Here is a 14,544-nt window from a genome sequence, read left to right on the forward strand (position 1 = left end):
TGAGATTTCCATACACCTTGTGTGTGAGAGGCCCCCAGCCAGACCACTGGGTTGATAGGCCGGATGTGGAAGCGAGGACTAACGACTCGTGAAGCTGACCGGTACTAATAGGCCGATAACTTACACCACACACCATTGGTGAACGGATTCAAAAGACGTTCACACCCACAATGGTACGAAGATAACAAGACTGCCCGCGTCCACTATGTGGTTCCCAACCAACAAACCCGTTGCTTGAGAACCAACAACTGAATAACACAACACCACACCCTGGGCCACCCCTCGAAACAGAGGAACGGCACAGGAAGTTGTAACCACCAGATTTCCCAACCCCCCAGGGGGTTCGGGTACAAGGGTTACGGCGGTCATAGCGTGGGGGAAACGCCCGGTCCCATTCCGAACCCGGAAGCTAAGACCCACAGCGCCGATGGTACTGCACCCGGGAGGGTGTGGGAGAGTAGGTCACCGCCGGACACTATTTACGGCCAAGGCCCCGACAGCAAATGTCGGGGCCTTCGCTCTTTAACCCCAAATATCCCCCCGGTGTCGACGGGCCCTGCCAGGACGGCCCCGCCTCTGCCCGGCCGCGGTGCCGACAGACTCAACGGCAGGGGTTTTGCACCGGCCGAGATTTATAGGCACGCTCTCTCACTACCTGCACCGAAAAAGGGACCCTCACTCACTTCCTGCACCCTCTCCGGCCACGCCCTCTCACTTCCTGCAGCTTCCTGGGCAACGCTCTCTCACCCCACCAAGGTCGGCCCGGGCACCCAGGCCAGCACGCCGCCGTCGAACCCGACAGCATGAAAAAGCGTCGGTGACTTTCCTGCGGGAAGTGAGGGAGCGTCCGTGACTTTCCCCCAGGAAGTGAGGGAGCGTCCGTGACTTTCCCCCAGGAAGTGAGAGAGCGTCGGTGACTTTCCCGCAGGAAGTGAGAGAGCGTCGGTGACTTTCCCGCAGGAAGTGAGAGAGCGTCGCAGTGGGGCGTGCGGGAAGTGAGAGAGGGTGGCGCCCCTTTCCCCGCGGCGTCGTGCTTTATGTTCGCTGAGACTTTATGTTCGCTGAGATAGGCCGGCGACAGTCCGCTGAGGGCGCAATTCGAAGCAAAACCCCCGAATTTCCGGTGATTTAGGTCAAAAAGTCGCGGAAACACGCGGAATTTGTCCCCCTCACGAGTGCAAGCTGGTAAGTTTTCGAACAGTGGCTTGTACGCATGCCGCGTGCAGGCTCCAGAAATCAAAAGCGTCCAGGAGGACATAAATGGCTAAGAACCGTAGTGAACTTGTTGCAGAGGTAGCAGGCAAGGCCGGCACCAGCCAGGCAGCCGTCAACTCCGTGCTCGATGCACTGTTCGAGGTTTTCGAATCTTCCGTCGCCTCCGGCGAGAAGATCACCATCCCGGGCTGGCTCGCAGTTGAGCGCACCGACCGTGCAGCCCGCACTGGCCGCAACCCGCAGACCGGCGAGACCATCCAGATCGCAGCCGGCCACAGCGTCAAGCTGACCGCAGGCTCCAAGCTGAAGGCAGCTGTCTCCAACAAGAAGTAGTCTTCTTTTACAGCTCTGACGGAGCGGCAACCCTCTCGGTTGCCGCTCCGCTTGCGTTTAAGCCCCCCTTCCCGCCGGCCCGCCGCGTGCGCCACTCGGCTCCGATTCGCTGCGCAGGCGGCGGTAGCGGACAATGGGTAGGTGCCCTCAGCAGCAGAATCCCGTGTCCCACAGCCTGCGCCCAACCCGGAAGCGCAGAGCCAAGCTGACGCCGCGCTCGGCATTACCCGGCCCTGGCGGTTGGCGGGACTGGCTGCACTTTTCCTGGGACTCGCGGCAGCACTGCTGTTCTCGGGTGCAGCCGCCGCCCGGGAGGTCTCCGATCCCGGGGCCATGGTCCGCTGGGGCCTTCCCGTCAGCAAGGCAGTCCACAACATCTCGCTGGCCACCGTGATCGGCGGGCTCATCTTCGCCGCAGGCATCCTGCCGAAGAACCTGGGCAGAGGCCGCTCCAAGCAGGAGGATGCGCCGGAGCACCCGGCCTTCGCGCGCGCCATGGGCGTCGCAGCGGCCGCAGGTGTGGCGTGGACGCTCTCCGCGATCGCCGTGCTGGTCCTCACCTATGCCGACGTGGCAGGGCAGGGGATCTCCGGCGACGCGGAATTCACCAAAGCACTGGTCTTCTTCATGACCGACATAGCGACCGGACGCGCCTGGCTGGCCGTAACGGTCATCGCGGCCGTGGTTACTACCGCGCTGTTCGGCGTCCGGTCACTGACGGGCCTGGCGCTGACCCTGGTGCTTGCACTGGCCGGGCTGGTGCCCACCGCGCTCATCGGACATTCGGCGAGCTCGAATGACCACGACGGTGCCATCAGCTCACTGGGCCTGCACCTCGTGGGCGTGAGTGTCTGGGTCGGCGGCATCATCCTGCTGGCGCTGCTCTCGGGCGTCCTGGCCGGCTCGCGGACTTCCGTGGGTGGGGCCGCGGCGTCCTTGCCCGGCGGCCCGGCTGACATCACCGAGCCGACGCTGCGGCGTTTCTCGTCGCTGGCGGGATTCGCCTTCGCGCTGGTCTTCGCCTCCGGCGTGCTCAACGCCAGCGTCCGGGTGACCAACTGGGGCGATCTGTTCGGCTCGCCCTATGGCCAGCTGATCCTCGCGAAGACGGCCGCCACAATCGTGCTCGGCGGCATCGGGTTCATGCACCGGCAGTGGGTGATCCCGCAGCTGGGCCGCAAGGGTTCGGTCATGTCCTCGCGGCGCGTGCTGTGGCAGCTGATCCTGATGGAGCTCCTCATTATGGGGGCCACATCCGGAATCGCCGTAGCGCTCGGCCGTTCGGCACCGCCCGAACCGACCACCTACGCCCCTGATGCTTCGCCGGCTTTCATCCTGTCCGGTTACAACCTGCCGCCGGAGCTGACCCCGCAACGCTGGCTCACCGAGTGGCGCCTGGACTGGACCTGGGTTGCGGTGGCCGTCTTCGGGCTGGTGTCCTACTTCCTGGGCGTGGCCAAGGTCCGCGCCCGGGGGGACAAATGGCAGCTCTTCCGGTCCGCCAACTGGGTGGTCGGCCTGCTGGTGCTGACGTATGTGACCTCAGGGCCGCCGGCCGTATATGGTCGTGTGCTGTTTTCCGCGCACATGGTGGACCACATGGCCCTGACCATGGTGGCGCCACTCTTCCTCGTCCTGGGCGCCCCCGTGACGCTTGCGCTGCGGGCACTGCCTGCCCGGGGCGACGGCTCCCGGGGCCTGCGCGAGTGGCTGCTGCTGTTCGTCCACTCAAAGTTCTCGCAGCTCGTGACCCACCCGCTCTTCGCCGCAGCAAACTTCGCCGGTTCGATCGTGCTGTTCTACTACTCCGATGCCTTTGGCTTCGCGATGCGGGAACACGTGGGCCACGAGCTGATGAACCTGCACTTTGCGCTGACCGGGTACATCTTCGTGCTCAGCATGATCGGCACCGACCCGCTTCCGCGGCGTGCCCCCTTCCCGCTGCGGCTCGTGCTGCTGCTGGCCACCATGGGCTTCCACGCATTCTTCGGCGTCGCCATCATGGGCGGCACCGGCCTGCTCGCCGCCGACTACTTCGGCAACCTTGGCCGGAACTGGGGGCCGTCGGCACTCCTGGACCAGCAACTGGGCGGCGCAGTGGCCTGGGGCATCGGCGAAGTGCCCACGCTGCTGGTGGCGATCGGCGTCGCCGTCATGTGGTCCAGGTCCGATGAACGGGAGACGCGCCGCACGGACCGGGCCGCGGACAGGAATAACGACGCCGATCTCACCGCTTACAACGATATGTTTGCCAAATTGGCCGAACGCGACGCCAAGCTGGCTGAACGCAACTCAAAGCTGGAAGGACGCTGATGAGCGAAACCGTACGCACCCACCACCGGGTACGCGCCTCCGAACTGGTGGGCCGCAACTGGCTGAACACCGGCGGCAAGTCCCTCGACCTGGAGGCCCTGCGCGGCAAGATTGTACTGCTGGACTTCTGGACCTTCTGCTGCATCAACTGCCTGCATGTCCTGGACGAACTGCGCCCGCTGGAAGAGAAGTACTCCGACGTCCTGGTAACGGTCGGCGTGCACTCGCCGAAATTCGAGCATGAAGCAGATCCTGTGGCCCTCGCCGCCGCCGTGGAACGCTACGAGATCCACCACCCGGTCCTGGACGACCCCGAGCTGGAAACCTGGAAGGCCTACACGGCACGAGCCTGGCCCACGCTGGTCGTCATCGACCCCGAGGGCTACATCGTGGCCCATCTGTCCGGCGAAGGCCACGCTGACGGCCTTGCCGTGCTCATCCCCGAGCTGATTGCCGAGCACGAAGCCCGCGGGACCCTCCACCGCGGCAACGGCCCGTATGTGGCGCCGGAGCCGACGTCGGGCACCCTGCGGTTCCCGGGCAAGGCCCTGTACCTCCCGGCGGGGCGGGGAACCTCTGCTGTCGCTTCCGCCGAAGAGCCCGACGCCGGTGCTGCCGCCGGCACAGACGCTGGCACCTGGCTGGTCACGGACACGGGCCACCACCGCCTCCTGGAGCTCGGCACCGACTTCCGGACGGTGCTCGGAACCTTCGGGACCGGCACCAAAGGGCACGCCGACGGCCCCGCGGCAGCACTGGACTCCCGTGAGCCGATCGCGGAATTCAACGAACCGCAGGGACTTGTCCTGCTGCCGGAAGACGTGGCAACGAAGACGGGCTACGACGTCGTGATTGCAGACACTGTCAACCACCGACTGAGGGGGCTGTCGCTTGCAGACGGAACCGTCACCACCCTTGTTGGAAACGGCGTGCAGCGACTGCTGGAGACCGGCCCGGCCCGCGTTGACGAAGACGCTGCAGGCTTCACCGGACGCCTCAGCGAACACCCGATTGAGGTCTCCCTCAGCTCTCCGTGGGATGTGGTGTGGTCAGCCAGGCTGAACGCCGTGGTGATCGCCATGGCCGGCGTGCACCAGATCTTCAGCTTTGACCCCCTGTCGGGGGCCGTGTCCATCATCGCGGGCAACGGACTCGAGGGGCTGCTTGACGGGGCCGCCCATGAAGCGTGGTTTGCCCAGCCGTCCGGTCTGGCCGAGGACGCCGACGGCAACATCTGGGTGGCGGACTCTGAGACCTCCGCCCTCCGGAAGCTCGCGATTGACGACGACGGGACCGTCACCGTTGAATCGGCAGTCGGCAAGGGCCTCTTCGATTTCGGTTTCCGCGACGGCGAGGCCGCGGAGGCTCGCCTGCAGCACCCGCTCGGGGTCACCGTGCTTCCGGACGGTTCGGTGGCCATAGCCGACACGTACAACGGTGCGGTGCGGCGCTACGACCCTGTGACCAAGACCGTGTCCACCCTCGCACGGGGGCTTTCCGAGCCCTCCGATGTGATCGTGGACCACACCCAGGTGGCCGGCAAGGAGCCGCTGCTGGTGGTGGTGGAGGCCAACAAACACCAGCTCGTGTACGTCCCCATCCCCAAGGAGGCCCAGCAGGTGGACGAGGGCGCCGCGCAGACGCACCGGCCCAAGAGCCCCGTCGCCCCGGGACTCCTCGAGCTGACGGTCCGCTTCACCGCGCCCACCGGCCAGAAGCTTGATGACCGCTGGGGCGATCCCACGCAGCTGAAGATCTCGTCCACGCCGCCCGAGTTGCTGGTGGCCGGGGGCGGGACGTCCGTGGGCCTGCTCCGTACCCTGGAGCTTTCCTCCGACGTGCCCGAGGGCGTGCTGCACATTACCGCACGTGCCGCAGCCTGCGACGGCCCGGAAACCGATGACGGCGAGATCCCGGACCACGCCGCGTGCCACCTGTACCAGCAGGACTGGGGCATCCCGGTGGTGCTGCAGGCAGACGGTGACGCCGAATTGGTCCTGGACCTCCGCGGCATGGACTAGGCGTACTTGCGTACTTGCGTGCTGAACTGGCCCGGCTTTGGACCCCCAGGGGTTGAGAGCCGGGCCAGCTTTGTCGGGGCCGCGGCGCTGCGCCGGCACCCGGCAGCCGGGCGGGACTAGAAGCTCAGGAGCGGCGTGACCTTGATGGTGTCGCCGTCGATGTCCAAGCGCGTGGTGAAGCTGAAGTCGTGCACCACGTTCAGGGCGGAGACGGCGCCCGTGAAGAGGTCAACCTGCTGGGCGGTGATTCTGGCCTTGCCGTCAAGGGGTGCCACCACCCATTTGCCGTCGAACGGCTCGATGCTGATCTTCGGGTACTCGGTGATGCCCCATTTGATGGTGCCGTCCACAACCCGGTTGTTGGTGGCATGGTAGAACGGGCAGTCGGGCTGAAGCCTCTGCTGCTTATCGGCCTCGGCGGCGCATTTGTCGAGGAATTCCTTGACCCGGGACGCCACAGCCTGGTTCAGCTCCTCCGTGGCGTGTGTCAGGAGGTTCAGGGGTGCAGCGGGGACGTCCCGCCCGGCAACTGTGGCGCGTGTGGGCGGGGCCGCGAAGAATTGGCCGTTGAGCGAGGCCTCGTACTCTCCAGGGTAGAACACGGCAAAGGTGTTGCGGCCGCCGGGCATATTCACCGGGATGCCGTTGAGGGTGGCATCGCTGGAGTTCACCACGGTCACGTCCACCGTGGGAAGCGCCGCAGGCACAAACGCCCATTTGTTGAAGAACAGCCACTCGGTGCCGGTGCTCTCAAGCAGGAACTCGGTCCGCAGCCTGCTGCCGTCGATCGTGTACTCCATGGGCACCATCACCCGCTTGCCGCCGCGCGATTCGGCATCGCCAAGCTTCACGTTGGCAATCCGCGAGGCGGACGTCTGCAGTGCCGTGCCGTCGAGCATGGCTGCGTCGGCGTCGGGCACGGAGGCGCGGAGCAGGCCCAACGCCCGCTCACCCTCGCCCTTCTGCAGGGCGTCCAGGTATTCGCGCACGGGCTGCTGCGGGCTGGCCACGGAATTGTTCACCAGATTGACCGAAACGATGGCTCCGGCCACGGCAAGCATGAGGCCCAGTAGCCATCCGGCCGCCATCCTCACCAACGCTTGACTCATCTGCACGCCCCTTACGTTACCTGCAAGTTACGTGAACGCAGGAGTAACAGGCGCCGTGCATGACGCGGGGCAGCCACAGAAAAACGTCCGACGGCGGGGCGTCGCCGGTGCCGGTGGCGCCTTCTGGCGCTAGCGGCGCCGCCGGGACGACGTGCCGAAAACGCCGCGTAATAGCTCGCGGCCCAGCTGTGTTCCCATCGAGCGGACCATGCTTTTCAGGCCTCCGCCGAGGGCCCCGCCGAGCGCGCCCGTGATGTCCTCCATCATGCCGCCGGCAGGGGGAGCCGGGCGCGGTGCAGGCGCCTGACGGGTTTCGGGGGCCGGCCTGCTGCTGGGGCGTCCAAGGATTTCCTCCTCGATGCGGCGGGCGTCGGCGTCCACTGCGTTGGGATCCAGGCTGCCGGGGACGAACACCCCGGGGGACGGAACCGGCGGCAGGCCCGGTGCCGCGGCACCCGTAGGCGCGGCGGCCTTTCCGGACAGTTTTTCATAGGCGGAAACGTTGTCCACGGCAGTCCCGTACTTGGCGAGCAGCACCGAACCGGCCACTGTGCTCTTGACCAGTTCTTCCGTGCTGGGGCCCATGACAGACTCGGGGGCCCGGAGACGGGTGAGGGCCACCGGCGTGGGCGCGCCCTTCTCGTTCATGACCGTGATGACGGCTTCGCCAATGCCTGCCGAGGTGAGCGTTTCCTCGAGGTCGTAATCACTGACAGGGAAGGTGGAGACGGTGGCCTTGAGTGCCTTGGCATCCTCCGGCGTGAAGGCCCGGAGGGCGTGCTGGACGCGGTTGGCCAGCTGGCCGAGCACGTCTGCCGGGACGTCCTTCGGCGTCTGCGTTACAAAGAAGATGCCCACGCCCTTGGACCGGATCAGCCGGACAGTGGTGGTGATGGCTTCAAGGAACGCCTTGGAAGCGTCATTGAACAGGAGGTGGGCCTCATCGAGGAAAAAGACCAGCTTGGGTTTGTCGAGGTCGCCGGCCTCGGGCAGGTCCTCGAACAGGTCCGCCAGGAGCCACATCAGGAAGGTGGAGAACACCATGGGCTTGGTCTGCAGGGTGGGCAGCTCGAGGCAGGTGATGACTCCGCGGCCGTCAGGGGCGGTACGGAGAAGTTCGGCGGTGTCGAACTCGGGCTCGCCGAAGAAACGCTCCATGCCCTGCGCTTCCAGTGTCACCAGCTCGCGGAGGATGACCCCTGCCGTTGCCTTGGACAGGCCGCCCAGGTCCTGCAGGGCCGCCTTGCCCTCGTCCGACGTGAGGAACTGGATGACGGCACGGAGGTCTTTGAGGTCGATCAGTTCGAGGTTGTTCTTGTCCGCGAAGTGGAAGACGAGCTGGAGGCTGGATTCCTGCGTGTCGTTGAGCTCCATGACGCGGGAAAGCAGAATGGGCCCGAAAGAGGTGATGGTGGCGCGGACAGGAATGCCGTTGCCGTCCCCGCCGAGGGCCAGGAACTCCACCGGAAACGTTTTGCCGGCCCACGGCTGCCCGATGCTTTCGGTCCGCGCCGCCAGCTTTTCACTCCCGGTTGCAGCAGTGGCGAGGCCGGACAGATCGCCCTTGATGTCCGCCAGGAAAACGGGCACGCCGGCGGTGGAGAGCTGCTCGGCCATCATGTGCAGCGTAACGGTCTTGCCGGTGCCGGTGGCGCCGGCGACGAGCCCGTGCCGGTTCATCATGGACAGCGGCAGCCGGACCGGCGCATCTTTGTGAAGTTCGCCGTCGACGATGGCGGCCCCCAGCTCGATCGTGGCACCCTCAAGCGCATAGCCTTTTTGGATGGTGGCGACTTTGTCTGCTGTTGATTTGTTGGCCATGCGGCTAGCTTAGTGGCGGACCACCGCCCGGCGGCCAGCCTTGGCGGACAAAACTGTGGACAGCGTCACCCGGCCCGGCAGAAATAACCCCCGTGCCGCCGTCGTTGTGGAAGGTGTGCCGTGCAACCATCCGTCCCGGCACGCCAGCGAAACGCAACGAAAGGCCGGCTCCACCGTGACTGTTCCCCTCTCCATCCTTGACCTTGCGACCATCGGCAAGGGCCAGACGGCGGCGGAGAGCTTCGCCGGGAGCGTTGCCATGGCGCAGAGCGCGGAGCGGCTGGGCTACCGGCGCGTCTGGTACGCCGAGCACCACAACATGTCCTCGATTGCATCTTCGGCCACGAGCGTCCTGATCGCGCACGTTGCCGCGCACACCGAGAGCATCCGGCTGGGGGCTGGTGGAGTGATGCTGCCCAACCACTCGCCGCTCACCATCGCCGAGCAGTTCGGGACACTTGAGACGCTGCACCCGGGGCGCATCGACCTGGGACTGGGCCGTGCACCCGGCAGCGACCAGAACACCATGCGGGCGCTCCGCCGCGACCCCGGTTCGGCCGACACCTTTCCCCAGGACGTCCTGGAACTGCAGGGTTACCTGAGCGGACCCACGCGCATCCAAGGCGTTGAAGCTACCCCGGGCAAGGGAACCAATGTTCCCCTGTACATCCTGGGCTCGTCCCTGTTCGGGGCCCGGCTCGCCGCACAGCTGGGACTGCCCTATGCCTTCGCTTCCCACTTTGCTCCGAACGCGCTTCAGGACGCGGTGGCCATCTACCGCCGGGAATTCAAGCCGTCTGAGCAGCTCGCGGCACCGCACGTCATCGCCGGAGTCAATGTGATTGCGGCCGAGTCGGCGTCGGACGCGCAGTCGACCTTTAAGGACACCCTGCGCGCCCGCGTCTCGCTGTTCTTCGGCGGCGGGCGGGAGTTCACGGACGACGAAGCGGACATGGTCCTGGACTCCCCGCAGGGCCAGCATGTCTCGCAGATGATGAAGTACTCCGCTGTGGGCACGCCGGACGTCGTCATGGAGTACCTGGACGGATTCGCGAAGCATGCCGACGCCGACGAACTCATCGTCGCGCACCAAAGCACCGGCACCGCTGCGCGGCTGCATTCAGTGGAACTGCTGGCGGAAGCAGCCGGCCTGGCCCGCGTGTGACAAACGTTTAAATAATATTTATCTGCGGTGTGTGAAAGCCATCCAAGGAACGGATCCGCAGGTCAGCGTAATTTCTGCCCCATGCCCCGCGTTTCATTGAGGGTTTAATGGACCGTTATTCAACCGATATCTTTTGACTTCGACGCCGACCACAACTTAACGTTATGTGCGCAAGGTCTCCATTTACTCCGGTGGTGGCGGGGACTCCCAGGCCGCCGGACGCATTAGCTTCTGCACGCGCAGAGCGTGGCAAGTCAGTCGAAAGTAGCGGTCTCGCATAGTCACTACACCTGATCCCCGCACGCCCAAAAGGCGTTGAGGGGCCAGTTCGGCGCTGCCTGATTTCAAATCCACGGATGGAATGCGATCAGCTCCGTTCACAAACAGACCCAGGTGAAAACATGAAGATCAAATCCACCGGCGCAGCCCTACTCATGACCTTCCTCATGGTCAGCGGCCTGGTTGCGGGATTCTCGGCCCCGGCCTCAGCTGCGGGCACGACATACTACGTCAGCGCTGCCGGCAGCGACAGCAATGCGGGCACGTCCAGCGCTGCCCCCTGGAAGACCCTGACAAAACTCAATCAGGCCGTTCTCAAGCCGGGAGACACCGTCAGCCTCCGCAAGGGCGACACCTGGACCGGCGGCATTGTGACTGCCCAGAGCGGCACGTCCACAGCGCCGATCACCCTGAACAGTTACGGCACCGGCAACGCGCCGACAGTCACCGGCGGCAAGTCCGGCAACTGCGTCAGGATCAACGGCAACTACACCACCGTCGACGGACTGCGGGCCGTTTCCTGCGGCTACGCGGGTTTCAGCCTTACCGGGGACCGCAATATCGTGCAGAACTCCAGCGCCTCCACCAATGCAGTTGGCCTCAAAATCGGTACCGGCTCCGATTTCGGCAAGTACACGGGCAATTCACTGACGAACAACAACGTGATGAACGTGAATACCCTCGGTACGAATTGCGGAACACCTTCTGCCGTGAACTGCAATGACGACTCCGGCGCCTTTGGCGTGCTGATCAACGGTAACGACAATGAGTTTTCCGGCAATACCGTCAGCGGTTCGACAGGGAAGTCCTACGACTACAACCAGGACGGCGGCGCTTTTGAAATCTACAACGGCAACCGCAACAACATTCACCACAATGTGTCCCTGGATAACAACAACTTCTCCGAACTCGGAAGGTCCTCGGGGACGGCGGACGCCAACACGTTCCGCTATAACCTGGTCCGCTCCACCTGTGGAGCAAACTGCTCCGAAGCCAAGGGCCTGATCGCCCGAGGAAACGGCACGTCCTTCGGGCCCACCAACGAAACTGTTTTCGAGTTCAACACGGTCTACCTCACGGGTACGCAGTCCCAGGCGATCGTTTGCCACGCAACCTGCCCGTCCTCCACGGTGATCCGAGCCAACATCCTCGTGGGTGTCAAGAACTCGCTGTGGATCAACGGTTCAGGCTGGACCGAGAAGCAGAACGTTCTCAACGGGCCTGTGAACGTCACACCGAACAGCACCTCCACCACCGCGTCAGCGCGTTTCGTGAGCGCCCCGACTGACCTCCGCCTCACCAGCATCAGTCCAGCCATCGACCGGGCCGGGGCCAGCGCCTACACCCTGGACCTGGCCGGAGCTCCTTCCACCCAGAACGGCGACTGCGCGGGAACGGCGGCCGCGGACTCCGGCGCCTATGAGTACGATTCGCCGAACTGCTGAGTCGGGCAGCCGGTAGCCCCCCGATCGGCTAGCGCCAGCACCTGAGTCCGCCTGGGCCACACCGCAATGTGGCCCGGGCGGACTTTTTGCATTCTGCGACGAAGTTACATGACCGCAATGACCGGGATATTCAGGGGAAACGGCAGCAGCGGAAACTGAAGGTGTCCAAAACCGCTTGGGGATGATCCGAAGGATTTTCGCGCATGCCAACTCCGCTCAACCAGACGGTGGCCGCTTCCGCACTGCTGACAAAATCTTTGCCGCTGGACCTGCTGAGGGCCTTTGTCCAGTCGGAAGCCGCGGACGACGGACTCACCCCCAAACTGCTCGGCGAGCTGAAGATCCTGGCCCGCACTCCGGGGCTGCTCGTGGCCTGCAATTACGGCGGAACGCTGTGCGCCGCGGAGGGCATCTCCACCGAAACGTTGCCCCTGGGCGGCGCGGCGATTGCCCTCCGCGCCCTGGCTGCGCTGCCCAACACGCATGCCGCCGTCATCTCCGGCCGGTCCTTGCGGGACCTCGCGGCGGTGTCGCGGCTTCCCGCGGAGGTGCACCTCGTGGGGTCGCACGGGGCCGAGTTCGATATGGGCTTCGCCCACGGGCTGTCCCTGGCCACCGAATCCGTCCTGCAGCAGGCCAACCAGGCCCTGCTTGAATCGATCGGCGCGTACAAGGGCATCAGCATCGAACGGAAACCGGTGGCCGTCTCGGTGCATACCCGCCCGGCGGCTCCCGAGGTCGCATCCGAGGCAGCACAGAAGGCCGAGGAGGTGGCCCGGGCGCACGGCCTGTTCTTCGTTGTGGACGGTTCCGTGCTGGATCTGTCCGTGACTGCGCCCTCCAAAGCCGAGGCGCTGGAACACCTGCGCGCCCGCCTCGGCGTGAGCGCGGCGCTGTACGCGGGGGATGCCGCGAGCGACGAATTGGCGATGGCCACGCTCCGCGGCCCCGACATGGGACTGTGGGTGGGAGGCCTGCCCACCTCGGCGAAGCACCGGCTGAGGGACCCGGAATCGTTCGCGCGCGTGCTGGCCATCCTCTTCGAACTGCGGCGTGCGTGGCTGTTCGGCGAGGATGCGGTGGGCCTGGAACGGCATTCCATGATCGGCAATGGCTCCTCCACGGCACTGCTCACGCCCGAGGCCAAGATCTGCTGGATGAGCCACCCCCTGCCGGACTCCGGCTCGCTCTTTGCGCATATTCTGGGCGGCGATGCGGCCGGCCATTTCTCGGTGGAGCCGGTCAAAGCCTCACAGGTGCTGGGCCAGCGCTACGTGGACAGCACCATGATCGTTGAGACCCGCTGGGCGGACGTCACCGTGACCGACTATCTCGAACCGGCCCCGGACGGGATCACCAGCCTGGTCCGGGTGCTGTCCGGTACGGGTGCGGCGCGGATCGTCTTTGCGCCCCGGCCGGACTACGCCAACGCGCCGTTCAGCATGGAAGCGCGCGGCGGCGAACTGCACGTCGTCGGCACGTCAGACCCCATCGTTTTGCTCGCTCCCGGCGTCAGCTTCGCCGTCGCCTCGGACGGCCGGCACGCGACGGCAACAGCCGAGATCAACCTGCAGCACGGTCCCGTGGTCCTCAATCTCCGCTGCGGTGACACCGGGATGCAACACCCGAACGGGACAGACGAAACCGCCCGCCGCTCCGCCGTCGCGCATCATTCCCGCCGCTGGGTGCAGGGCCTGGTGCTGCCCGCTGTGAAGCCGTCGCTGGTGCGGCGCTCGGCCCTGGTCCTGCGCGCGCTGGTCCATGAACCCACCGGCGCCGTGCTGGCGGCACCCACCACGTCGTTGCCGGAAGGGATCGGCGGCACCCGCAACTGGGATTACCGTTACTGCTGGCTCAGGGACGGTTCCATGACCGTGAACGCGCTCGTGGACCTGGGGTCGACGGCGGAGGCCGAGGGCTTCCTGAGGTGGCTTGGCGGGATTCTTGCCAACGCCCCCGGCCCGGAGTGGCTGCATCCGCTCTACTCGGTCACCGGGGCGCCGCTGTCCACCGAAGCCATCATCGAAAGCCTGCCCGGGTATGCGGGATCGCGGCCCGTGCGGATCGGCAACGCCGCCGACCACCAGGTCCAGCTGGACGTGTTTGGGCCCATTGCGGAGCTGATCCACGGGCTGAGCGAAGCGCAGGGTTCGCTGGCCGACTCGCACTGGGAGCTGATGGTGCAGATGACGCGCGCGGTGCTGGCCCGGTGGCATGAGGCGGACCACGGCATCTGGGAGGCCAGGCGCGCCGCGCGGCACCACGTCTATACCAAGGTCATGTGCTGGGTGACCCTGGACCGCGCCCTCCGCACCGCAGCCCGCCACGGCCGCGAGCCCGGGCCCTCCTGGGCTTCCACAGCAGCCACCATCAGGGACGAGGTGCTCCGGGAGGGCTGGGACGAGTCTGCTGCCTCCTACACCGTCGCTTACGACAGTCCGGACCTTGATGCCGCCGTCCTGCACATCGGACTGTCGGGCCTGCTGGAGGTGACCGACCAGCGCTTCCTGGACACCGTCACCGCCGTGGAGCGGGAGCTCCGCGTCGGGCCCACCGTCTTCCGGTACAGGTACGATGACGGCCTGCCGGGCCTGGAGGGCGGCTTCCACATCTGCACCACCTGGCTCATTGAAGCGTATGTGGCGGTGGGCCGCATCGCGGAGGCCTGGGATCTGTTCGATCAGCTGGTCAACCTGTTCGGGCCCACCGGGCTGCTGCCGGAGGAGTACGATCCGGGCACCGAGACCCATCTGGGAAACCACCCGCAGGCGTACTCGCACCTCGGCTTCATCCGCTGTGCCCGGCTCCTGGACCAGCATCAGCGAAGCTAGGCCAGAGCGGCC

General features: G+C 65.6%; 8 protein-coding genes and 2 rRNA genes. 8 read left to right on the forward strand and 2 right to left on the reverse strand.

The window, feature by feature from the left end:
• The 5 genes from AC1D14_RS10295 to AC1D14_RS10315 all read left to right on the forward strand — a co-directional run.
• Positions 1 to 129 (forward strand): 23S ribosomal RNA (locus AC1D14_RS10295); the annotation flags it as partial.
• 228 nt (positions 130 to 357) lie between these two features.
• Positions 358 to 474 (forward strand): 5S ribosomal RNA (rrf, locus tag AC1D14_RS10300).
• A 786-nt stretch (positions 475 to 1,260) separates the two neighbouring features.
• Complete coding sequence (locus AC1D14_RS10305; RefSeq protein WP_056625601.1) at positions 1,261 to 1,548, forward strand: HU family DNA-binding protein; 288 nt, start codon at positions 1,261 to 1,263, stop codon at positions 1,546 to 1,548.
• A 141-nt stretch (positions 1,549 to 1,689) separates the two neighbouring features.
• The gene (locus AC1D14_RS10310; protein ID WP_230120749.1) at positions 1,690 to 3,861 is read left to right on the forward strand and encodes a bifunctional copper resistance protein CopD/cytochrome c oxidase assembly protein; all 2,172 of its coding nucleotides are present in this window, start codon (positions 1,690 to 1,692) and stop codon (positions 3,859 to 3,861) included.
• On the forward strand, positions 3,861 to 5,882 hold the full coding sequence (locus AC1D14_RS10315) for an NHL domain-containing thioredoxin family protein (RefSeq protein ID WP_476968442.1): 2,022 nt from the start codon (positions 3,861 to 3,863) through the stop codon (positions 5,880 to 5,882). Before AC1D14_RS10310 ends, AC1D14_RS10315 begins: the two co-directional genes overlap by 1 nt.
• A 116-nt stretch (positions 5,883 to 5,998) precedes the next feature.
• On the opposite strand, the gene AC1D14_RS10320 is transcribed toward AC1D14_RS10315, so the two are convergent.
• Positions 5,999 to 6,991, reverse strand: a complete 993-nt coding sequence (locus AC1D14_RS10320) for a zinc ribbon domain-containing protein (RefSeq protein WP_230120745.1) — start codon at positions 6,989 to 6,991, stop codon at positions 5,999 to 6,001.
• Positions 6,992 to 7,120: 129 nt separating this feature from the next.
• Positions 7,121 to 8,812: a helicase HerA-like domain-containing protein gene (locus AC1D14_RS10325; protein WP_230120743.1), complete on the reverse strand. Its 1,692-nt coding sequence runs from the start codon at positions 8,810 to 8,812 to the stop codon at positions 7,121 to 7,123.
• A 175-nt stretch (positions 8,813 to 8,987) separates the two neighbouring features.
• Here AC1D14_RS10325 and AC1D14_RS10330 point away from each other — a divergent pair, with 175 nt between their 5' ends.
• From AC1D14_RS10330 to AC1D14_RS10340, 3 genes are all read left to right on the forward strand, one after another.
• Positions 8,988 to 9,977: an LLM class flavin-dependent oxidoreductase gene (locus tag AC1D14_RS10330; RefSeq protein WP_230120741.1), complete on the forward strand. Its 990-nt coding sequence runs from the start codon at positions 8,988 to 8,990 to the stop codon at positions 9,975 to 9,977.
• A 401-nt stretch (positions 9,978 to 10,378) separates the two neighbouring features.
• Complete coding sequence (locus tag AC1D14_RS10335; protein ID WP_476968443.1) at positions 10,379 to 11,701, forward strand: right-handed parallel beta-helix repeat-containing protein; 1,323 nt, start codon at positions 10,379 to 10,381, stop codon at positions 11,699 to 11,701.
• A gap of 203 nt (positions 11,702 to 11,904) precedes the next feature.
• Positions 11,905 to 14,532: a trehalase-like domain-containing protein gene (locus AC1D14_RS10340; protein ID WP_230120737.1), complete on the forward strand. Its 2,628-nt coding sequence runs from the start codon at positions 11,905 to 11,907 to the stop codon at positions 14,530 to 14,532.
• Positions 14,533 to 14,544: the final 12 nt, after the last annotated feature.

Source organism: Arthrobacter sp. P1_B11, assembly GCF_056406715.1.

Bases quoted from the DNA above. Each gene is read 5' to 3' on its own strand.
- AC1D14_RS10325 (WP_230120743.1), bottom strand. From the start codon at position 8,812: ATGGCCAACAAATCAACAGCAGACAAAGTCGCCACCATCCAAAAAGGC.
- AC1D14_RS10340 (WP_230120737.1), top strand. From the start codon at position 11,905: ATGCCAACTCCGCTCAACCAGACGGTGGCCGCTTCCGCACTGCTGACA.
- AC1D14_RS10305 (WP_056625601.1), top strand. From the start codon at position 1,261: ATGGCTAAGAACCGTAGTGAACTTGTTGCAGAGGTAGCAGGCAAGGCC.
- AC1D14_RS10315 (WP_476968442.1), top strand. From the start codon at position 3,861: ATGAGCGAAACCGTACGCACCCACCACCGGGTACGCGCCTCCGAACTG.
- AC1D14_RS10320 (WP_230120745.1), bottom strand. From the start codon at position 6,991: ATGAGTCAAGCGTTGGTGAGGATGGCGGCCGGATGGCTACTGGGCCTC.
- AC1D14_RS10335 (WP_476968443.1), top strand. From the start codon at position 10,379: ATGAAGATCAAATCCACCGGCGCAGCCCTACTCATGACCTTCCTCATG.